This window comes from Xanthomonas melonis (assembly GCF_020783655.1).
In the GTDB taxonomy this organism is placed as follows: domain Bacteria; phylum Pseudomonadota; class Gammaproteobacteria; order Xanthomonadales; family Xanthomonadaceae; genus Xanthomonas; species Xanthomonas melonis.
The window spans coordinates 45,417-66,686 of sequence record NZ_JAJGQH010000021.1; the positions used below are offsets into that span (position 1 = coordinate 45,417).

Sequence of the window (21,270 nt, forward strand, 5' to 3'; positions counted from 1 at the left end):
TCACTCTTCCTCTGTCGGTCGGGCGTAAAACAGATCCGGCCTCGTTCGAGGCCGGATCTGTCGATGACGCATGAAGCGATTTAGAAATCGTAGCGAGCGGTCAGACGGAACGAACGGGGCGTCTGATAGTTCTGATCGTTCAGGTAGTTCGGGCTGATCACATCGCGCGATGCTTCACTGAACTCGTTGTACTCGGTGACGCGGTCGTTGTTGAACAGGTTGAAGACGTCGAGTTTGATGCGCAGTTTGTTATCCGCCCAGTTCGGCATGTACACCGCCGCCAGGTCGAACGTCCAGGTCCACGGTGTGCGGCCTTCGTCGCCACGTTGGCGTAGCACGCGGTCGCCCTGGGCATTGAGGCAATAGAAACTTGAGCCGCTGTAGTTTGTCAGCGTGCCCTGGTCAGGCTGCGGGATGTCGTCCAGCGGGATATAGCCCTGGCAGTTGATCGGGCGCCCCGATTGCAACACCAGGTTTCCACCGAGCTGCCATTCCGGTGTGATGGTGTAGGCACCGAACAGCTTGAGCGTGTGCTGCCGATCGTTCGGTGTCGGCCCGTAGGTGCCATCGGTGAACAAACGGTGGTCGAAGTCCTGGGTCAGGCCTGCGTCTTCCTGCTCCAGCGTTGAATTGACGTAGCCTTCGACGTTGCCGCGTGTTCTGGCGAACGTATACGAGCCCTGGAAGTTGAACTTCTCGCCAGTGCGCTCCCAGAAGAATTCCAGTGCGGTATGCAGGCGGCGATACTCCGGCAAGCCAAGATACGAGGCCGGCAGGGTTGCCAGTTCCAGTTCGCCATCGCCGTTCAAATCGACGTTGATGGTCACATCGCTGCCTGGATTCAGGAAGTAGCAGCTCGGTACCGAGCCGGGATCGAAATCCGGATAGCCGTTGTCTGTCGCCCAGTCGATCCAGGGATTGGTCGTGCAGGTGTCGTCCATACCGGACTTCACTTCGCGGCGGATCATGCGGGCGCCCGCCATCCAGTGTTCGGTCAGCTGCAGCTGGCCACCCAGGATCACTTCGTCCTGGTACATCGGAGAAAGATTGGTGGAAGCCACTGAAGCGGGGTTGGGGGCGACCATTGAGCCATTGGTCTGGGTCTGGCCGATCTGCGCGCCCTGGCCCACCGGTGTCCCGTCGGCCTCGCTCCAGCCATTGACGAAGTACCAGTTGGACACCGTCGATTCGGCGCCGGTGGCGCGGATACTGGAGTTGCTCGCCACCGGGATGTAGTAGCGGCCAGCGGTACCGAACAGTTTCAGGCTGGAATCGCCCAGGACGTCCCAGGAAAAGCCCAGGCGTGGCGCCATCTTGTAATCGGACTCGATCCAGGCAATGCCATCGCCGTTCTTGTTCTCGAACTTCTCCCCGCGCAGACCGAGCACGGCGAGGAAGTTTTCGGTGACCTGCCAATTGTCTTCCAGGTAGAACGCGTTATTGGTGTTCTCGTAGGTGGAGCTGCTGCTCTGGAACACGCGCGAACGCGCATAGAGCGCTCCACGCGGCACCAGTTGACCGTTGACGGTGCGTCCGGGCTGGCCGGCGAATGCGCCGGTGGCCACGGAATTGCCGGGGACCCTGTAGTACGCCCAGTTGATGCCGCCGGCATAGGTCTGCCCGCGGTGGCTGGATTCGTACTCCTCCTGGTCCACACCGAAGCGCAGCCGGTGATCGCCCAATACCCACTCGCCGTCGACGCGGAACGCCTTGCGGATGTCTTCGTCCGGTTCGGCATTGCGGTCGGCAATGGTGGAAATGGTGCCCGGATTGCAGCCGATATACCGATCAACCACGCTGGTGGTCAGGCCGAAACTGTAGGCCCAGGGGCAGTCGCCACCGGCGGGATTGGCCGGCAGACGTGAGTTGATCAGATTGCTCAGATAGCCGTATTGCGCCGACAGGGTGAAATTGTCGGTGAAGTAGCCGGTGTACTTGAGGATGCCGACCTTGCCGCCGTTTTCCATCTCATAGCGTTCGATCGGCGCTTCGTGGCGCCCGACGTTGTAGCGATTCTCGCCGTTGGCATCCAGGTTGTATTCGTATGTGGCGTACTTGGTCTTGGCCTGGTTGTAGATGCCGGTGAATTCGACCAGATTGCTGTCGTTGATGTACCAATCGAGTTTGACCAGACCTTGCGGCGTGGTATCGCGCCGACGTTCGCTGTTGAGCGCTCTGAAGATATCGATTGTTTCGTCGCGGCCTTCGGCCATGACAAAGAAGAACAGCTTGTCCTTGACGATCGGCCCACTGGCATAAGCAGAGTAGATGGTACTGTCGAATTGATTGTCGCTGCGATACTGGTAGAGCGGATCCGCAGCATCGGGATCGCGGTCGCGTACATCTTTCCCTCTTGCCGCACCCCAGTCAGGCGCCCACTCAACGCTGCCGCCGTAGTGCCAGTCGTTGGAACCGGATTTGGTCACGATGCTGACGATGCCGCCCAACGAGCGCCCATACTCGGCGCCATAGCCACCGGTCTTGACCTGCAACTGCCCGATGCCCTGGAACGGCACACTCGCAAACGACAGGAACGTGCGCATGTTCGTCACGTCGAAGCCGTTGATGTAATAGCCATTCTCCGCGACCGACGAGCCTCCGAACGACGCAAGATTACCGTTGCCCAGACCATCGTCACCCAGCCCGCTATCGCCTCTGGTCGCACCAGGTGCGAGCAGGGCGACCGAGGAGACATCGCTGGCCACCGGCAGCGAGATCAGCTGTTCGGCGGTGAATACCGTGGTGGATTCCACAGACGACACGTCGATGGGATTGAGCGCGCCGGTGCCTATCACGTTGACCCTGTCGAGGGTCGTCGCATTGCTTCCGAACACGACCTGCGAGCCGCTACCGACCTTGACCTCGACTTCCCGCGTCACACCGCCGGCGGTCACCACGTACTTGCCCGGCGGCAGCTGGCTGAAGCTGAATCTGCCGTCGGCTGCGGCGGTCACCGAGCGGGTGATGCCGGTCTGCGGGCTCTGGATGGCAACGGTGCCGCCCGGCTGCCCGCTACCGAAGATGGAACCCACCGCACTCTGCGCCTGCACGCCACCTGCCACGCACATGCCCAAGGCAAGGCTCAAGGCACTGCGCGCGACACTTCTGGACAACGAACCACGAACTCCTGGACGCGTCATTCCTCTCTCTCCTGATGAACTACGCTCACAACGACTTCGACTGTGGAACCCAGCTGCCTTGCAGCAACTGAGGGGGAGGTGCGCTTCAAGTCACAGCAAGCTGAATCACTGTCATCTTTCTGAAGGCCGCCTGAAGATTAACCCAGGATTTACGAGCGTGTCATCAGCGGGGAACTTTTGCCTGGGAGCGCTTTTGGGCCGGGTATCGGCAAGCACATCCGTGTAGCGAACGATTGCGCCTGCTGACCCCGCCGTCGGTTCTGTGGCCGAGGCTGTGGTGGCCGGCACCCGGGATTCTTCTGCTGGATCGACTGCCTGAGCGAGCCTGGGGCAGGTGCCACGGGACAGGCGCGGGTACGCGTGATCAGACGCGGGAAGACGCACAGGCGGATCGCACGCGCAAGCGAGCGATCCAGGTGACAACGGCAGTCAAGTGCGATCAGGCATGACGCCGCGCTGGCTGATTGCCAAGGGGCACGGCAGAGCGGTGTGGACGCCCCCAGCAACGAATGGTGTGGGCCGAGGCAGCGCGCTCGGCCCACACCTGCAGCGTCGAAGGCGTGTCCGTCAGGTCGTTGTCACTGCGCGTGCAAGCAACGGCTCAGTGCGTCGAGGGTGTGCTGCCGCTTACATCACACCAGGCAACACGGTCTGCAGGGCAGCGTTTTCGGCATCACAGGCCTGGGATGCCGGTGACCCGGCCCGCGTCGCACGCGCCTTGTCGATCTCGCCGCGTGCTGCAGCCAGATCCTTCTGAAACTCGGTATTGCCATGCAAGGCGGCGACGGTGGCGGCGCCCATGATGCGGCCCTGGAGGACATCGCTCTGCCAGTGCACGTTGCACACCAGGCGGCTGTCGCCGAAGGCGCGGCCGCGTGCCAGCAGCGCATCGCGCCGGGCGGGGGCGATCTCGGCGAGAATCAGACCCCACGTCCAGCCGATGGCGGTGTGACCGGACGGGTAGGAGCCGTTCTTGCGCAGCCCGGGTTCGTCGGCGGGCGTGCACATCGGTTGTGCGTTGCGCATGAACGGGCGCGGGCGTTGGTAGCGTGCCTTGGCGGCGCTGGTGCTGGTACTGGCATCGCGCATGCTGCGTTCGAGCAGGCGCAGCAGGTGCGGTGTGCCGGCCTGGTCGATCTGCACGCCGAGCGCGCAGCTGAAGGCGCCGGCGGCAGCAGGAAAGCGCAGCACCGCATCCTGTGTGGCCAGCTTCCAGCGCGGTGTGTCGCGCAGGGCGAGCATGGCCTTGGCGATGGACTCGTCGTTGGCGAGCGCGGCACTGTCGTCCGCTGGTGGTGGCGGAACCAGCTGCAGGCTGTCGGGGATCTGTTCCCTGTCCAGATAGCCGCGGGCATCGGTGGCAAGCACCGTGCCTGCCGGCGCTGCCGGTTGCCGCGCAGCTGCCAAGCCGCTGCCCAGCACCAACGCGGCGATGGCGACGCCTGCCAGCGTCGGTTGCCGGTGGCGAGCGATACGGTGGGACATGGGCAAATCCTCGACAGAGCACGACCAGAAGAGCGCGCAGATTACGACGGACAGATGACACCTGCATGCCAGCGCAACGCAGCGGCGGCGCGGCAGGCGCATCGCGTGTCGCGGCACTGTCATCTGGCCGTCGTATCGACGCAAGACAGCTGTCGCACGCTTGCCGCCATCTTTTGACTCCTCCCCCACGTCACCCATGCCCAAGACCCATCTACTCAGTGCCGCCGTGCTCACCGCGCTCCTGTTGTCGCCGGTCGTCAGGGCCGCCGGTCCATCTGCCGATGTCGCGGCCGATGCCTCCGCTGCCACGGGAACCGTGCAGCAGCTCGATGCGGTGTCGGTGATCGGGCAGGGCGAGACGCGGCAGGTGCAGCGCATCACCGCGCAGGACATCCCGGTGTTGCCGCCGGGCACCAGCATCCAGAAGCTGCTCAACCGCATGCCGGGCGTGAACGTGCAATCCAACGATGCCTTCGGCGCCAACGAAGAGTCGCAGACGATCAGCCTGCGCGGCTTCAACGGCACGCGCCTGGGCTACACCCTGGACGGCCTGCCGTTAGGCGACAACGCCTATGGCAACTACAACGGCCTCAACATCAGCCGCGCGCTGATTGCAGAGAACTTCGGTGGTGTGGAGCTGGCCTCGGGTATCGGTGCGCTCGGTACCGCGTCCACCAGCAACCTGGGCGGCACCATCCAGTACTACTCGGCCGATCCGTCCAGCGTGTTCGGCGCGCAGGTGGCGCAGACCGTGGGTTCGGATGCCAACCGCCGCACCTTCCTGCGCGTAGACACCGGCGATTACAACGGGTTCTCGGCATATCTGTCCGGCATCAATGCAGAGGCCGACATGTGGGCGCGCCCGGAATCGCCGACCAACACGCGCCAGTTCAACGCCAAGGGTGTGTACCAGTTCGACGGCGGCAAGCTGACCGCCTTCGCCGATACCTCGCGCACCTCGCAGGCGGACTATGCGTACCTGTCCAAGAGCGGCATGGCGCGCGGCCTGGGATGGGACTGGAATCTCTACGCGCCCGACTGGAACCGCGCCCTGGCGGCGGCGTACTGCGCACCGGCCACGCGCAACCCGTCTCGCTGCAGCTTCAGCGGCGGTGTGGACAATATCGACGATGCGTACTACCAGAGCCGCGCCCTGCGCGACGATGATCTGTTCTACGTGGCCGGCGACTTCCAGCCCAACGATGCGATCAGCCTGCACACGCAGGTCTATCACCACGAGAACAAGGGCCAGGGCCATTGGTGGTCGCCGGGCCAGGCGTCCAATCCGGGTACGCCGCAGGCGTTGCCGATCTCCATCCGCAGTACCAATTACTGGATCAACCGCACCGGCGGCATCGCCTCGCTGGGCTGGGAGTTGGGCCCGCACCATCTGGAAGCCGGGCTGTGGTACGAGCGCAACCACCACGATGTGGAGCGCAATTTCTACTGGATCGATGGTCCGGTGAGCGATGACAAGTTCCTTCAGAATCCCAACCGACGTTTGTTCTCGCAGAACTACATCATCACCACGCGCCAGGTCTACGCGCAGGGCAACTTCAGATTCCTCGACGAGCGCCTGAGCCTGGACCTGGGCATCAAGAGCCCGAGCACCGAGATGACCGCGCGCGCCACGCCGGGGCTTGCGGTGGAAGCGCCGGTGGCGACAGGCTCGCTCAAGGCCAGCGAGTCGGTGCTGCCGCAGGTCGGGTTGGGCTTCAAGATCGCCGATGGCCAGGAGGTGTTCGCTTCCTACGCCGAGAACATCGCCGCGTTCCAGGGTGGTGGCGCCGGCGGACCGTTGCTGGTGACCCAGGCCTCGTTCAATGCCAGCGTAGGCGCGCTGGAGCCGGAGAAATCGCGCACCCTGGAAGCCGGTTACCGCTTCGTGGGTGACCGTTTCGAAGCCTCGCTGGTCGGCTACGACGTCACCTTCGACAACCGCCTGCTGTCGCTCAATCCCTGTCCCAGCATCCAGCAAGGAACCAGCCCGGCCTGCACCACGCGCTTCTTCAACGTAGGCTCGGTCAGCAGCCGTGGCGGCGAACTGACGGTGATCTGGAAACCGACCAGCCATCTGCAGTGGTACAACTCGGCGTCGATCAACCGCTCCACCTACGACGACAACTACGTGCAGAACGGCGTGGTGATTCCCACAGCCGGCAAATACACGGTGGACACGCCCAAGCGCATGTTCGCCAGCGAGCTGGCCTTCAATTACGGGCCGTGGAATCTCAACCTGCGCGGCAAGTACACCGGTGAGCGCTTCTACACCTATACCAACGATCAGGGCTTCGGAGGCTACACCGCGTTCGATGCCGGCGCCGGCTACGCGTTCGGGCAGGTCGGCGTGTTGCAGGCGCTCAAGCTTTCGCTCAACGTCACCAATCTGACCGACAAGCGTTACGCCTCCAACCTCACCGCCTTTGCCAACAGCGACCCCAATGGGCGTCAGCTGGCCTTCCACGCCAGTGCGCCGCGGCAGGTGTTCTTGACGCTGGATGCAAGGTTCTGAGGATGGGATTCGGGATTCGCAAAAGCGGGTGCCGCGGTTGCGCGAATCTCGGACCGTCTTTCGACGTAGACGATTTTCACAGCGGGTGATAAGACCTCACACGTGAGTGTCGGGCGGTGCAGATGATGAGCGGTGCGGAGTGTACAGTCGTCATTCGGCACCGCTCATCGGCAAGGCATGGCTTGCGATCACCCGTTGATCTGGTACCTGCTTTCGTGGAGACATGCATGATGCGATTCGATTGTCTTTGGCTGGTGGGCGCGATCATGGTTGGCATGAGCGGCCCGGTGGTGGCCGAAGCACCGCTGGCGAAGACGGTGCAGATCTTTGCGCACCGTGGCGCCAGCGCATTGCGCCCGGAACACACGCTGGCGGCGTACGCCAAGGCCATTGTCGATGGCGCCGATTTCGTCGAGCCGGATCTGGTGTCGACCAAGGACGGCGTGCTGATCGCGCGCCACGAGAACGAAATCGGCGGCACCACGGATGTGGCGAATCACCCGGAGTTTGCCGCACGCAAGACCCGCAAGCGCATCGATGGCCAATCGATGGAAGGCTGGTTTACCGAAGACTTCAGCCTGGCCGAGTTGAAGACCCTGCGTGCGCGCGAGCGGCTGCCGCAACTGCGCGGTACGCGCTGGGATGGGCACTTCCAGATCGTCACCCTCGACGAGATCATCGATTTTGTCGCGGCGCAATCTGCAGCGACCGGACGCAGTATCGGTCTGATTCCGGAGATCAAGCATCCTAGCTATTTCAGGGCGCTCGGCCTGCCGATGGAAGACAAGGTGCTGGCCACCGTGCATGCGCATACCTATACCCGGACCGCGCCGGTGATCATCCAGTCGTTCGAGACCAACAACCTGCGCTATCTGCGCAGCAAGATCGGGCGCAGCAGCAACATCGGTCTGCTGCAGTTGCTGGGTGGCGCGCAGACACCCTTGCCTGATGCAGGTGTGGGCGCCGCGCCGCAGACCTATGGCCAGATGATCACGCCGGAAGGGCTGAAGCAGATTGCCGGCTACGCCGACGCGATCGGGCCGGACACGCGCAGCATCATTCCGCTGGATGCGCAGCAGCGCCTGGCTCGACCGACCACTCTGGTGCGCGATGCGCATGCGGCTGGATTGCAGGTGCAGCCGTACACCTTTCGACCGGAAAATTACTTCCTGGCCGCCGATAACCGTGATGGCGGTGCGCCAACCGAACGCAACGAGGCCGGCGCGCTGGCGGAGTTGCGACGTTATCTGGATACCGGCATCGATGCGTTGTTCGCCGACGACCCCGGCCTGGCGCGGCGCGCATTGAGCGCACCAGCATCGCGTTAGGCAGCACGTGTAGAAGCGCACCCGGGCGCGCTCCTTGTCTCTGGACATGGCCGCCTAACGGCGGTATGTCTTCCAGACTGATCATCGGAGCAGATGCAAAAAGCCCATGTGCTCCTTGAGCCTCGAGCTTGTATCGTGGATCGGCTCTGCATCTACGCAGGGCAGGGCAACACGATCGATCGACTGAGAAAAAGCTCAGGCACCCGGCGGCCGTTCGCGCGGGGGGAAATGCAGTACCACGCTCTGCGAGCCATCGTCCTGGCGTTGCCACAGCACCGGCACCTGCCGCGGCGGAGGCGGCTCCAGCATGGCGTGGTCGGGATGGCTCACTTCCCAGCTGGCGTCCTCGTCTTCGTCTTCCCAGCTGTAGCGCGCCCTGGCCTGTTGCGGATCGCGCAGGCGCAGCAGCAGCGCGGCGATCAGGCCGGCGACCGCACCGCCCAGATGCGATTGCCAGGACACACCGGCCTCGTGCGGCAGGATCGTGATCAGCATGCCGCCGTAGAACAGGAAGGCGATCATGCTGGTGGCGATCGCGGGGCGGTCGCGGCGCAGCAGGCCCAGCACGAACACCAGGAACATCAGCCCGTGGGTGATCCCGCTGGCGCCCAGGTGACGGCTGCCGGGCTCGCCCAGTAGCCACGCGCCCAACCCCGAGCCCAGCCACAGCAACGGCAGCGCCATGGCGGTGGCACGCGGATACACGCTGCCGGCCAGTGTGCCCAGGATCAGCAGCGCCGCCGCGTTGGCGCCCAGGTGCGCGAGCGAGCCATGCAGCAGCGGTGCGGTGAGGATGCCGAGCAGGCCGTCGCCCTGCAGCGGCGCCACCGCCCAGGCGCGCCAGTCGAACATTCCCTGGGCAGTGAACACCGCCACCAGCAGCAGCACGGCCGCCAGGCTGAAGTTGAAGGCACGCAGCACCCGCGAGCGGTCCAGGCGGCTCTGGGTGGCGGGATCGGGGGCGAGCGAATGCGTTGTCATGCACTCACGGATGGCGGCGTGCAGGTTTTTTACAAGCCCAACGAACGTGGGATAAGCAGACCCGGCGACGGGATAATCCAGCCCCGGCGCGGATCTGTGGCGGCTCGGCCTGCGCGTTATCACGGACGATCTGCGGCTTGGCAGCAGGGCTCTTGCCCGCCCACCATCGCGGGACACGCTGCAAGTACGTCCTTGTAAGCTCTTACGCAGCATCCATGCCGCGTAAGGTCCCGCGACGGTGGGCGGGCAAGGACCAGTCGAGATGGTCGGTGTGCATGGTTGCCAGCAGCGGAGGCTGCGCCACGATTTCCGATTCCCCAATCCCGGCTCCTCAGTGCCCGGCCGGCTTTGGCGGGCGCAGCAGGCTCAGTACGATGGTCGCGATCAGGATCGCCACCACCACGCCCAGCGAGACCAGTACCGGGATCTTGTACAGATCGATGATCATCATCTTGATGCCGATGAACACCAGGATCACTGCCAGCCCGTAAGGCAGCAGGTGGAAGCGGTCGGCCATGCCGGCCAGCAGGAAGAACATCGCGCGCAGGCCCAGCACCGCGAACACGTTCGAGGTCAGCACGATGAACGGGTCGGTGGTGATGGCGAAGATCGCCGGGATGCTGTCCACCGCGAAGATCACGTCGATCACCGCGATCAGGATCAACACCACGAACAGCGGCGTGAACCAGCGCTTGCCGTCCTTGATCACGCTGAGCTGGTTGCCGTGGTACTGCGGGCTCAGACGCAGGTGCCCGCGCATCCAGCGCAGCACGGGATTGGCCTCCAGGTCCGGCTCCTTGCCGGCGGAGAACCACATCTTGATGCCGGTGAGCAGCAGGAATGCGCCGAACACGTAGAGCAGCCAGTGGAACTTGGCCAGCAGCATCGAGCCGGCGAAGATCATGATCGCGCGCAGCACGATCGCGCCCAGCACACCGATGATCAACACGCGTTGGCGCTGTTCCTCGGGCACGCCGAAGTAGGTCATCACCATCAGGAACACGAAGATGTTGTCGACCGCCAGCGATTTCTCCACCAGGTAGCCGGTGAGGAACTCCAGCCCGATCCGGTCCGCCGCCACATCGCCCATGCTGCCCTGCAGGTACCACCACAGGCCGGCGTTGAAGGCCAGCGCCAGCAGCACCCAGCCGATGCTCCACCAGGTGGCTTCCTTGAAGGTCACCTTGTGCGCACCGCCATGGCGCATCAGCACCAGATCGACCAGCAGCGCCGCGATCACCACGACCGCGAAGCCACCCCATAACCAGACATTGCCAATGGTTTGCATGAGAAATCCCGAAAATGAAACGACCTGGACCAGCCGCGTGGGCTGAGGTCTTGTGACACGGAAATCGTGGATTCCGGGTGACGGACCTTCGCCTGCGCGGCGAAGGTCTCGCTCGCAACCGGGCGGGCCGGTTGCCGTTGCACCGGAGCGCTGCACATGGCGGGCTCGTAATGACGGCGACAACGCTGGGAGCTACTCCCCTTCTGGGGTCCGATTCTGCGGGCCGGCGTCAGGCACGTCAATCCAGCCGGATACAATGCGCGGATGAATATTCCTGCCCCCGTCGTCCGTCTCAAGAATGCGTGGCGCTCCAGCCACCCGTGGATCTTCCAGAAGCTGGTGGAAAAGCCCGCCGCCAAGCCCAAACCCGGCACCATCGTCGATGTGGTCGGCGTGGACGGGGAGTGGGTCGGCCGCGGCTTCTACAACGGCCATTCGCGCATTGCCGTGCGCATCCTGGAAACCGACCCCTCGGTGCCGGTGGATGCGGGCTGGTTCTCGCGCAAGATCGCCGCGGCGGTGAGCCTGCGCCGCGACTGGCTCAAGCTCGATGGCGTGTCCGACGCCTGGCGCGTGGTGCATAGCGAAGGCGACGGCCTGTCGGGCCTGGTGGTGGACCGCTACGGCGACCTGGTGGTGGTGGAATTCTTCGCCGCCGGCATGTTCCGCCACCGCGAGTGGATCTACGAGGCGCTGCGCGAACAGTTCCCGGGTTGCCGCTTCCACAGCTTCGCCGACGAACACGTGCAGAAGCAGGAAAGCTTCGATTTCCACGGCAATACCACCACCGAAGCGGCGGTGATCACCGAGCACGGCGTCAGGTTCCGCGCCGACCCGGCCGGTGCGCACAAGACCGGCTTCTTCGCCGATCAGCGCGACAATCGCCAGTGGCTGAGCCAGCAGGTGGAAGGCAAGAGCGTGCTGGACCTGTGCTGCAACACCGGCGGCTTTGCGGTGTATGCGGCCGCGCGTGGTGCGGCCGAGGTGCTGGGCGTGGACATCGATGAAGACGTCATCGCCATCGCCAAGGGCAATGCCAAGCTCAACAACGTGCGGCCGAAGTTCGTGCAGGCCGACATCTTCCCGTGGCTGCGCGATGCGGCCAACCGCGGCGAGCAGTACGACGTGGTGATCCTGGATCCGGCCAAGATGACGCGCGACCGCGATCAGGTGATCCCAGCGCTGAAGAAGTATCTGGACATGAACAAGCTGGCGCTGGGCGTGGTCAAGCCGGGCGGCCTGTTCGCCACCTTCTCGTGCACCGGGCTGGTGGCCGAGCAGGAGTTCCTGGACATGCTGCGGCGCGCCTCGTACTTCTCCGGGCGCACCATCCAGATCCTGAAGGTGGCCGGCGCCGGCCCGGATCATCCGTTCATGGCGCACGTGCAGGAATCGCGCTATCTGAAGGCGGTGTTCTGCCGCGTGATGTAGCTGCGCCAGGCAGCAGACGCGGTCTGCCGTATGCAGGCCGCGATGTCGCCTGGCAGCGTCATCGCCGGCGAATACGGATCAATGCAGACATCCATCAGGAGCCGGCAGCCGATGACCTCCAGCGACGAAGACGAACGCAAGGCCCTGCGCCGGCTGCTGCGCGAGATCGAACGGCCGCATGCCAGCCTGCTGGCCAGCAACTGGCCGGTGTTCGGCGTGTGGCTGCTGTTCTCCGGCGCTTTCATGTACCTGTTCCAGACCGGCGACGGCTCGCCGCTGCATCCGCTGCTGCTGGCGCTGGGCTCGACCTGCCTGGGCGTGTTCGGTGCCTGGGTGGTGTTCCGCGCGGTGTGGGCACGGCAGTGGCCGCATGTGCGCGAACACATCGATGTGGACAGCGTGCGCGCGCGGCTGGCCGAACTGGGCGAGCGCTGACGCTGCGCCCCCGATGCGCGGTGCGGCCGGCATACGCCGCGATGATCCAGGCGGTGCCGCGCATGCTGCCGGTCCTGCACCGACGCGCCACGCGTCCGTCATCACCGAGGTCAGCGACCGCAGCCTGCGCCAGGTAGCTGGCGCAACCGCTCCGATACCTGCGCCGACGTGGCCATCCCTGGCGCTCGGGCGCACGTAGGCAGGCAGGCGAAGACCGCCTGCCGTGCCGCCCTCACCAGCCGGCCGGGCGGGCAGTGATCTCCGGCACTGGCTGGCGCAGGTCCGCACCGAATTCGGGATTGCGCATGGTTGCGCCGTCGGCATAGCCGTAGAACACCCCCTGGCTGGGCGTGGTGCCTTCGCGCAGTTCCAGATCCCCGCGCACCTGGGTGGTGCCGGCCACGTTGACCGCGCCGAAGGCGCCCGGGCCCATGAACACGGTGTTGGCCTGCGCACTGGCGCCGATAGTGGCGCCGGGGTGCCAGACGGTGAGCCCGCCCAGGACCGCATTGCCCTGCACGGTGCCGCCCATCACCGTGGCATGCCCGTCGATACGGGCATTGCCCAGCACATTGCCGGCCAACACGCGTGCGTACGGGCCCACATAGGCGGTGGAGGCGACATTGGCGGTATTGGCGACCCAGCCGCCGCCATTGGCGTGGCGGCGTCCCACCGGGGTCGGGGTGGGCGCGTTGGGCTGGCTGCCGGCTGGCGCGGCGTTGGTCAGCGTGACGCTCCATGGGTAGCGGTAGATGGCGTAGTAGGACTGATCCCACTTGATCTTCTGCATGCTGCCGGGCGCGCCCATCACCATCAGGTACACCGCGCGGTCGCCGCTGTTCAACGCCACGGTGAGCGTGGCCCTGGCGCCACGCTGCAGTGCGCTGTAGCGCGCCTTGCCGGCACTGTCGATGGTCACCACGCCCCAGCGCCAGTCCGAATCCGGCAGCGGAATGCTCGGCGGGTCGGTGGCCAGGCCGGGCAGGGTGGTGACGGCCGGCGCGCTCTGTACCTGGCCTTCGAAGGCGACCTTGAGGCTGCTGGCGCCGCTGGCGGGAATCAGCTGCACCAGGTTGTAGCCCCAGCGCTGCGGCGCCCACTCGAACGGCACCCGGTAGCGATTGGCCTGCCCGGCCACCGGATCGAGCACGGTCATGCGCAGCGCGCGGTCGCGGTTGTCCCAGTCCTGCGGGCGCTGCGGATTGAACGCCAGATTGCTGCCATAGCGCGCGCGGTACAGCGCGCCCTGGTCGCTGCCGTCGGGGTTGGTGTAGTCCCAGTTGACGTTGCGCATGGCCCAGTCGCCGAACACATCGTTCATCTGCGACTGGCTCCAGCCCATGTTGGTCTTGATCACCGAGAACGGATCGGCGGTGCGCTGGCCGGCCTCGCCCGGCTTGGGCGCCTTGGCCCACAGGTCGTTGATGATGGCGTAGCCAAAACGGTTCTTCAGGTATTCCATGAACTGCCAGTTGCAGTAGCGATCGCGGGTGGAACCCAGATACAGGTGCGGGTAATTCACCAACATGCTCGAGCAATGCACATCGCTGGAATGGAACTCCGGCAGTTGGTGGGTCATCCAGTTGGCGTGCGATTCCCAGATCCAGCCGCTGTACTCGGAATCGAGCATGCCCTGGGTCTGGCCCTGCAGGGCGTGGGTGAGTTCGTGCGCCAGCCCCCAGTGGTCGCGCAGGCCGCCCGGTGCCATCCACATGCCCATGCCGCCGCTGCCGGTCACGCCGCCACTCAGGCCGAAGCCTGGATCCAGATGCAGGCTGGCCTTGTACTTGGTGGCGCTGTTGCAGGAGGGCTCAGGGAATTGCAGACGGTTGATGAAGGTGTCCCAGACCATTTCCAGATGCTCGCCGGCAGCGCGCACATCGGCGCTGGCCACGCCGTCGCCATTCCAGCGGAAGGCGAAGTGCGCGGTTTCGTAGCGCACCGGTGGCATGCCGGCTTCGTTGCTGCGGGCAACCCAGTTGCCTGCCGTGCAGGCCGCGCTGGCGGTGGACGCGGCGCCCAGGCCGGCGGCGATCAGGGCAAGACGCAACAGGCGCCGGGGCAGCGCGCGCGATGGGGTGGACATGGGTGGTTCTCGCGGAAAAGGTGAGGTGCACAGGCTTGCAACGCCTGCCGAACGCGCGACGCTGTTGAGCTCGTGAGGGGAACGCCGATCGCGGGATGCGGCGGCCGCGCAAGTGTGCGCAGCGGCGAACGCGGTGCAATTGATCTGTATATGTATTTTTCAGAACTGCAACGAACTAGCCGCTCGCGATGTGGCGCGGGTGGAACTTGTGCGCCTGGCACGCGAGGCCGGCAGGTGTCGGGCGCTCACCACCTCGAGTCGCACCGTCCAAGCTCCACCGCTCCGGTCCTATGCAGATCACGCCGCCGGCGCGGCGGCGGCGATGCACGGGCGACGGTCCGTTGGGCGCGGTCCGATGCCAGTGGCCGAACCGCCATCCGGTTGGGACATTGCACGAGAAGTGGCGGCCGTCGGCCTTCGATCGCCAACGCTCTGCCGAAGATGTCGGGGGAAAGCGCCAACTAGAATGCCTCCATCCCCGTTGCGGTGCGGGCGCTGCGGCGCCTCGCGTCCGGCGCCGACCGACTGCTGGAGCGTGCGATGACCCAAGCCACCCGGCCTTTGCCGCCTCCCGACAGCCTGGACCCCACCTACCGCAGGATCCTGTGGCGGCTGATCCCGTTCCTGTTCGTGTGTTGCCTGTTCGATCACCTGGACCGGGTCGACGTCGAACCGGTGATTCCCCATGGTCTGCACTGAAGCGAGTTCCGCCTTGAACGTCGTCATCGCACCCGATTCCTACAAGGAAAGCCTGTCTGCGCTGGAGGTGGCCACCCAGATCGAGGCGGGCTTCCGCGCGGTGTTCCCCGACTGGCGCTACACCAAGGTGCCGGTCGCCGATGGCGGCGAGGGCACGGTTGAGGCGCTGGTCACGGCCACCGGTGGCCGGGTGCTGGACTGCACCGTCGGCGGACCCCTGGGCACGCCGGTGCCGGCGTTCTTCGGGTTGACCGGCGACGGCCGGACGGCGGTGATCGAAATGGCCGCCGCCAGTGGCCTGGCGCTGGTGCCGCCGGCCGATCGCGACCCGCTGCACACCAGCACCGCCGGCGTGGGCGCGTTGATCCTGGCCGCGCTGGATGCCGGTGCGCGGCGTTTCATCATCGGCATCGGCGGCAGCGCCACCAACGACGGCGGTGCCGGCATGGCGCAGGCGCTGGGCGCGCGCCTGCTGGATGCGCGCGGCGAGCCGATCGGCCCGGGTGGCGGCGGTCTGGCGGCACTGGCGCGGATCGAGGCCGATGGGCTGGACGTGCGCCTGCAGGACTGCCAGTTCGAGGTGGCCTGCGACGTGGACAACCCGCTGATCGGCCCGGCCGGCGCCTCGGCGGTGTTCGGACCGCAGAAAGGCGCCACCCCGACCATGATGCGGCAGCTCGATGCCAACCTGCGGCACTATGCCGATCTGCTGGAGCGCACTCTCGGTCTGCGCCTGCACGACCTGCCCGGCGGGGGCGCGGCCGGTGGCCTGGGCGCTGGCCTGGTGGCGTTCCTGGGTGCGCAGTTGCGGCCCGGCGTGGAGATCGTGATGCAGGCGCTCGGGCTGGAGGCGCTCATCGCCAATGCCGACCTGGTGATCACCGGCGAAGGCCGCCTGGACAGCCAGAGCCTGCACGGCAAGACCCCGTTGGGGGTGGCACAGCTCGCGCGGCGGCATGCCAGGCCGGTGATCGCCATCGCCGGTTGCCTGGGCGATGGCGCCGGGCGGCTGCACGCGCACGGCATCGATGCGATGTTCGCCACCGTGCATGGCGCCTGTACGCTGGAGCAGGCCCTGGCCGAGGCGGCCGGCAACGTGCGCATCGCCGCCCGCAATGCGGCCTCCGCGTTGCAGGTGGGCATGCGGCTTGTAGCGCCCTCATCCGTTTCCGGGGGCACCCAGGCAAGCGGCCACGCCGGCCTGCGCCTGCCAATAGCGGCGGACTGAGCCAGCTCGGCTAGACTGCGCCGATGACTTTCGCCGAGCCAGCTTTCCATTGAACCCGCTCGACGCCGCGTCGTCCGTTCTCCCCGGCGAAGCCGAGCGCCTGGCCCGCCTGGCGTTGTTGCAGGTGCTCGATACCGAGTCCGAACCGTTCTTCGATGCGCTGGCCGCCGCCGCGCAGGCCATTGCCGGCACGCCCATCGCGCTGGTGTCGCTGGTGGACGAACATCGGCAATGGTGGAAGGCCAACATCGGCTTGCCGGGCGTGTCCGAAACCCCGCGCGAACTGGCCTTCTGCGCCCATGCCATCCAGGACGATGCGGTGATGGAGGTGCCCGACGCGCCGGCCGATCCGCGTTTCCATGACAACGCGCTGGTCACCGACGCGCCCGGCATCCGTTACTACGCCGGCGCACCGATCGTGCTGCCGGACGGCCTGCGCATGGGTACGGTGTGCGTGATCGACCAGCGCCCACGCCAGCTGCAGCCGGCCCAGCTGGAGGCCCTGCAGCAACTGGCCAGGCTGGCCGCCCAAGGGCTGGAACAGCGCCGGATGATGCTCGAGCGCGCCGACACCAATACCCGGCTTCAACAACGGCTGCGCGAGAGCGAGGCCTTCCTGGAGCGTACCGGGCGGGTGGCCGGTGTGGGCGGCTGGGAGGTGGATGTGGGCACCGGCACGCTGACCTGGTCGGACGAAACCTGCCGGATGCACGACCTGCCGCCGGGCTATCAGCCCACCCTCGCCGAAGCCATCGCGTTCTATCCGCTGGAAGCGCGTGCGGTGATCACCGAGGCGGTGGACACCTGCGTCAACGAAGGCATTCCCTGGGACCTGGAACTGCCGTTGATCAGCAGCACCGGTCGCCACCTGTGGGTGCACAGCACCGGCGCAGTGGAACATGTGGATGGCCGCATGCGCCTGATCGGCGCGATTCAGGACGTCACCGACCGCCACCGTGCAGTGGATGCGCTGGCCGCCAGCGAGCGCAAGTTCCGCAAGATGTTCCAGTACAGCCTGGGCCTGATCTGCACGCACGACATGGATGGCCGGCTGGTCAGCGTGAACCCGGCGGCGGCACGCTCGCTGGGCCGCAGCGTGGAGGAGATGGAGGGCAGCTCGCTGTTCGAGCTGATTCGCCCGGAGCGGCATGACGGCCTGCGCGGCTACCTCTCGCGCATGGTGCTCGATGGCCAGGATTCGGGCGTGATCGAACTGGTCGCGCGCGATGGCAGCCTGCGCCACTGGAAATACCACAACGTGCTGGACGTGGAGGCCGATGCCACCATGGTGCTGGCGCATGCTCAGGACATCACCAGCCAGCATCAGCAGGAGAAACAGCTGCTGGAATGGTCGTTCACCGACCCGCTGACCAATTGCTTCAACCGCCGCTTCCTGGATGACCTGGACAAGCGCGATGCCAGCGTGCGCTGGGGCTGCGTGGTGGTGGATCTGGACAAGTTCAAACTGGTCAACGACACCTACGGCCACCAGCGTGGCGATGAAGTGCTGGTGCAGATGGCCTGGTTCCTCAACCACCCGCTGCGTCGCCAGGACCATCTGGTGCGGCTGGGCGGCGACGAATTTCTGGTGCTGCTGCATGAGGCCAGCGAGCCGCAGCTGGAGGAGCTGGTAGCCACCTACATGGCGGCCAGCGACGAGGCGCCGATCCTGTTCACCCTGGGCACCGCCTTGCGCCAGCCGGGCGAGGCACTGACCGCGGTGGTCGACCGGGCCGACCATTCGCTGTACGCGATCCGGCGCGCGCGGCGCGGTACCGGCATCAACGACCACCGCTGACGTTCGGTAACCCGCGGGGCATCCCCCGGCCCTGCGCGCGGGCGAAAGCGCCAGCGACGCCGGTCATCCGGACACGGCGAGGGCAGCACCAGCCTCAACCTCAACCCTTCGAAGGCAGGCACTGACTAGCGCGGGCGCCAGTGTCTTCGAGTACCGCTGGCCCCCCCAACGACCAGGCCCTTCCGTGGGCGATGCGCCGGCGGGATGTCATCGCATGCTGCGGGCGCACGCGTGGCATGCTGATCCACGCGCCTGGCAGCGCGTCAGCCTGCGTCATTCCACCTGCGGCCTCGGTCGCTCTCTCCTCCGAGGTGTCCTGCATGCTCTGTGTTGTTGCCCCCCATCGCTCACCGTTGCGTCTTTCATCATTGCCGCTATGGCGCCGCGCCGCGGCCAGCCTGTGTCTGCTTGGCATGGCGATCGCGCCACCGCTGGCCGCGCAGGACCCGGCGCAGGTCAACACCTTCATCGGCAGCAAGGACGAGGGCAATACCTTCCCCGGCGCCTCGGCACCGTTCGGCCTGATCCAGGTCAGCCCGATCGGCACGCACTATGCCGGCTGGCGCTACGACGATCCCAGCATCCGCGGCTTCGGCCATTCGTTCCTGTCCGGCGCCGGCTGCTGGGAGCAGGGTGGGCAGGTCTCGGTGTTGCCGGTGACCGGCCGCATCGGTCCTGGCGGCGACTTCGACACCGGTGATGCCAAGGCCTTCGACCAGAAACGCTACGCCGCGCGTTACACGCATGACGGCGAAGTGGGGCAGGCCGGCTACTACAAGGTGCGGCTCACCGACTACGGCGGCATCGATGCCGAAGCCAGCGCGCTCACCCGCGCCGCCGCCGAGCGTTACACCTTCGCGCCGGGCGCTGACACCGGCCATGTGCTGGTCAACGTGGCCCAGGCCAACGATCGCCATGTGGTGATCGGCAGCCAGGTGCAGGTGATCGGCGACCGCGTCGTGGAAGGCAAGCTGGTGACGCAGAGTTTCTGCGGCGGCCACGAATACACCACCTGGTTTCGATTGGAATTCGATCGCCCGTTCACCGCGCATGGCATCTGGGGCGAAGACGGCGGCGTGCCGGGCGCGCGCCACGGCATGGGTGGCGAACTCAAACCCAATGGCGCCTGGCTCAGCTTTCCGCTGGGCAAGGACAAGCGCGCGCGCGCGGTCACCGTGGTCAGCGCCATCTCGCACGTGGATGCCGAAGGCGCCCGCACCAACCTGCGTGCCGATGGCATGCTCGGCGGCAAACTGCTGGGCCTGGAGCAGATACGCCAGCGCGCGCAGCAGGTCTGGCGCCGCGAGCTAGCCAGCCTGCAGCTGGAAGGCGCCAGCAACGACGACCGCCGCGTGGCCTATACCGCGCTCTACCACGCCCTGCTGCAGCCGCTCACCGGCAGCGATGCCGATGGCCGCTATCGCGGCTACGACGACGCCATCCACCGCGCCGATGGCTGGACCTATTACGAATACTTTTCGCTGTGGGACACCTATCGCTCGCAGAATCAGCTGCTGGCGCTGCTGCGCCCGCAACGTGCACGCGATATCGGCCGCTCGTTGCTGGCGATCCATCAGCAGGGCGGTTGGCTGCCGCGCTGGGGCTACGCCAGCTTCGACACCAACATCATGACCGGCGATCCGGTCACCCCGTTCCTGGTCGATCTGTGGCGTTTCGGCGCGCTGCAGGGCAATGAAGCCGAAGCGTACGCGGCACTACGCCAGAACGCCTTCGGGCAACCGCCGATCAATTCACGCCATGCCGGGCGTTCGGGCAATGCCAGCTACCTGGCCAATGGCTTCGTGCAGTACGACCGTGCGTTTCCCTCCAAGGGCATGGACGTGGACCCGCACCACGGCGGCTCGGCCACGCTGGAATATGCCCTGGCCGACTGCGCGCTCGCGCAGATGGCGCAGGCGCTCGGCCATAGCGAGGACAGCGCGCAGTTGCGTGCGCGCGGCGGCAACTGGCACCGCGTCTGGGACGCGGACGTGCGCGATGCCGATACCGGCTTCGCCGGCTTCCCGCGTCCGCGGCTGGAAGACGGCAGTTGGTACGCGCCGTCCAATGACCGCTACAGCCCACGCTCGCAGCACGGCTTCCACGAAGGCACCGCCTGGCAATACCAGTGGCTGGTGCAGCAGGACATCCCCGGCATGCTGCAGGCCATGCACGGGCGCGAACAGGCGGGCAAGCGGCTGGACGCCTTCTTCGCCTACGACGAGCTGTTGAAGGACCCGCTCGACGGCGCGCGCTCGCACTGGGTGGTCGGCCCGTACAGCTATTACAACCAGTACCGCTACAACCCCAACAACGAACCGGATCTGCACGCACCGTGGATGTACACGCTGATCGGGCAACCGTGGAAGACCGCCGCCGTGGTCCGTGCCGCGCAGCAGCTGTTCACCAACGCGCCCAACGGCGTCACCGGCAACGACGATCTCGGCACCATGTCGGCCTGGTATCTGTTCAGCGCGCTGGGACTGTATCCGGCGGTGCCGGGCAGTGGCGAGTTCCTGTTGCACGCGCCACGCTTCGAACGCGCCACGCTGGACCTGGGCAACGGCAAGCGCCTGCGCATCGACGCCCCCGGCGCCGATGGGCGCGCGCTGCAATACGTGGAGGGCGTCCGTTGGAACGGCAAGCAGCAGCCGCAGGTATTCCTGGACTGGGCGCAACTGCAGCAGGGCGGCACGTTGTCGTTTGCGCTCACCAGGCAGGCGCCGACCCAAGGTTGGGGCACGCAGGCGGACGCGTTACCAACCTCGTTCTGCGCCACACCTGCAGCAGCGCAGTGAGCGCAAGCGCTATGAGGCTACGCACGGACCCTCATCCGCCCCTGCGGGGCACCTTCTCCCG

13 protein-coding genes are annotated in these 21,270 nt (G+C 66.0%); 8 read left to right on the forward strand and 5 right to left on the reverse strand.

What is annotated here, in order from left to right:
* Nucleotides 1-80: 80 nt before the first annotated feature.
* Nucleotides 81-3,140, reverse strand: coding sequence for a TonB-dependent receptor (locus LL964_RS18750; RefSeq protein WP_104588218.1), 3,060 nt, complete (start codon nucleotides 3,138-3,140; stop codon nucleotides 81-83).
* 627 nt (nucleotides 3,141-3,767) lie between these two features.
* Nucleotides 3,768-4,625: an acid phosphatase gene (locus tag LL964_RS18755; RefSeq protein WP_104588219.1), complete on the reverse strand. Its 858-nt coding sequence runs from the start codon at nucleotides 4,623-4,625 to the stop codon at nucleotides 3,768-3,770.
* Nucleotides 4,626-4,821: 196 nt separating this feature from the next.
* Here LL964_RS18755 and LL964_RS18760 point away from each other — a divergent pair, with 196 nt between their 5' ends.
* Nucleotides 4,822-7,137 carry a TonB-dependent receptor gene (locus LL964_RS18760; protein WP_104588220.1) on the forward strand — a complete coding sequence of 772 codons (2,316 nt, stop codon included), beginning with the start codon at nucleotides 4,822-4,824 and terminating at the stop codon, nucleotides 7,135-7,137.
* 227 nt (nucleotides 7,138-7,364) lie between these two features.
* Nucleotides 7,365-8,465 carry a glycerophosphodiester phosphodiesterase gene (locus LL964_RS18765; RefSeq protein WP_146092404.1) on the forward strand — a complete coding sequence of 367 codons (1,101 nt, stop codon included), beginning with the start codon at nucleotides 7,365-7,367 and terminating at the stop codon, nucleotides 8,463-8,465.
* Nucleotides 8,466-8,660: 195 nt separating this feature from the next.
* Here the strand turns inward: LL964_RS18765 and LL964_RS18770 are convergent, their stop codons facing one another.
* Both LL964_RS18770 and LL964_RS18775 read right to left on the reverse strand, forming a co-directional pair.
* Nucleotides 8,661-9,446, reverse strand: coding sequence for a rhomboid family intramembrane serine protease (locus LL964_RS18770; RefSeq protein ID WP_104588222.1), 786 nt, complete (start codon nucleotides 9,444-9,446; stop codon nucleotides 8,661-8,663).
* A 331-nt stretch (nucleotides 9,447-9,777) separates the two neighbouring features.
* Nucleotides 9,778-10,734 (reverse strand): TerC family protein, encoded by a 957-nt coding sequence (locus tag LL964_RS18775; RefSeq protein WP_104588223.1) that lies wholly within the window; start codon nucleotides 10,732-10,734, stop codon nucleotides 9,778-9,780.
* Nucleotides 10,735-10,998: 264 nt separating this feature from the next.
* On the opposite strand from LL964_RS18775, the gene LL964_RS18780 reads away from it, so the two are divergent.
* Nucleotides 10,999-12,165, forward strand: a complete 1,167-nt coding sequence (locus tag LL964_RS18780; protein ID WP_104588224.1) for a class I SAM-dependent rRNA methyltransferase — start codon at nucleotides 10,999-11,001, stop codon at nucleotides 12,163-12,165.
* A gap of 111 nt (nucleotides 12,166-12,276) precedes the next feature.
* Nucleotides 12,277-12,600: a hypothetical protein gene (locus LL964_RS18785; protein ID WP_104588225.1), complete on the forward strand. Its 324-nt coding sequence runs from the start codon at nucleotides 12,277-12,279 to the stop codon at nucleotides 12,598-12,600.
* Between the two features lie 232 nt (nucleotides 12,601-12,832).
* On the opposite strand, the gene LL964_RS18790 is transcribed toward LL964_RS18785, so the two are convergent.
* Nucleotides 12,833-14,686, reverse strand: coding sequence for an Svx/AvrXca family virulence/avirulence protein (locus LL964_RS18790; RefSeq protein ID WP_104588226.1), 1,854 nt, complete (start codon nucleotides 14,684-14,686; stop codon nucleotides 12,833-12,835).
* A gap of 540 nt (nucleotides 14,687-15,226) precedes the next feature.
* On the opposite strand from LL964_RS18790, the gene LL964_RS18795 reads away from it, so the two are divergent.
* The 4 genes from LL964_RS18795 to LL964_RS18810 all read left to right on the forward strand — a co-directional run bounded on the left by LL964_RS18795 (nucleotide 15,227) and on the right by LL964_RS18810 (nucleotide 21,209).
* Nucleotides 15,227-15,385: an MFS transporter gene (locus LL964_RS18795; protein WP_146092405.1), complete on the forward strand. Its 159-nt coding sequence runs from the start codon at nucleotides 15,227-15,229 to the stop codon at nucleotides 15,383-15,385.
* Nucleotides 15,386-15,398: 13 nt separating this feature from the next.
* The gene (locus LL964_RS18800) at nucleotides 15,399-16,613 is read left to right on the forward strand and encodes a glycerate kinase (protein WP_104588228.1); all 1,215 of its coding nucleotides are present in this window, start codon (nucleotides 15,399-15,401) and stop codon (nucleotides 16,611-16,613) included.
* Nucleotides 16,614-16,662: 49 nt separating this feature from the next.
* A complete protein-coding gene (locus LL964_RS18805) occupies nucleotides 16,663-18,411 on the forward strand; it encodes a sensor domain-containing diguanylate cyclase (protein ID WP_104588229.1) in 1,749 nt (582 codons plus the stop codon).
* A 320-nt stretch (nucleotides 18,412-18,731) separates the two neighbouring features.
* Nucleotides 18,732-21,209: a GH92 family glycosyl hydrolase gene (locus LL964_RS18810; RefSeq protein ID WP_104588249.1), complete on the forward strand. Its 2,478-nt coding sequence runs from the start codon at nucleotides 18,732-18,734 to the stop codon at nucleotides 21,207-21,209.
* The last annotated feature ends 61 nt before the right edge of the window (nucleotides 21,210-21,270 follow it).

What these genes read in the sequence shown, in the direction of transcription:
- LL964_RS18765 (WP_146092404.1), top strand. Translation starts at nt 7,365, where the DNA reads ATGATGCGATTCGATTGTCTTTGGCTGGTGGGCGCGATCATGGTTGGC.
- LL964_RS18775 (WP_104588223.1), bottom strand. Translation starts at nt 10,734, where the DNA reads ATGCAAACCATTGGCAATGTCTGGTTATGGGGTGGCTTCGCGGTCGTG.
- LL964_RS18750 (WP_104588218.1), bottom strand. Translation starts at nt 3,140, where the DNA reads ATGACGCGTCCAGGAGTTCGTGGTTCGTTGTCCAGAAGTGTCGCGCGC.
- LL964_RS18810 (WP_104588249.1), top strand. Translation starts at nt 18,732, where the DNA reads ATGCTCTGTGTTGTTGCCCCCCATCGCTCACCGTTGCGTCTTTCATCA.
- LL964_RS18795 (WP_146092405.1), top strand. Translation starts at nt 15,227, where the DNA reads ATGACCCAAGCCACCCGGCCTTTGCCGCCTCCCGACAGCCTGGACCCC.
- LL964_RS18760 (WP_104588220.1), top strand. Translation starts at nt 4,822, where the DNA reads ATGCCCAAGACCCATCTACTCAGTGCCGCCGTGCTCACCGCGCTCCTG.
- LL964_RS18780 (WP_104588224.1), top strand. Translation starts at nt 10,999, where the DNA reads ATGAATATTCCTGCCCCCGTCGTCCGTCTCAAGAATGCGTGGCGCTCC.
- LL964_RS18770 (WP_104588222.1), bottom strand. Translation starts at nt 9,446, where the DNA reads ATGACAACGCATTCGCTCGCCCCCGATCCCGCCACCCAGAGCCGCCTG.
- LL964_RS18785 (WP_104588225.1), top strand. Translation starts at nt 12,277, where the DNA reads ATGACCTCCAGCGACGAAGACGAACGCAAGGCCCTGCGCCGGCTGCTG.
- LL964_RS18790 (WP_104588226.1), bottom strand. Translation starts at nt 14,686, where the DNA reads ATGTCCACCCCATCGCGCGCGCTGCCCCGGCGCCTGTTGCGTCTTGCC.
- LL964_RS18755 (WP_104588219.1), bottom strand. Translation starts at nt 4,625, where the DNA reads ATGTCCCACCGTATCGCTCGCCACCGGCAACCGACGCTGGCAGGCGTC.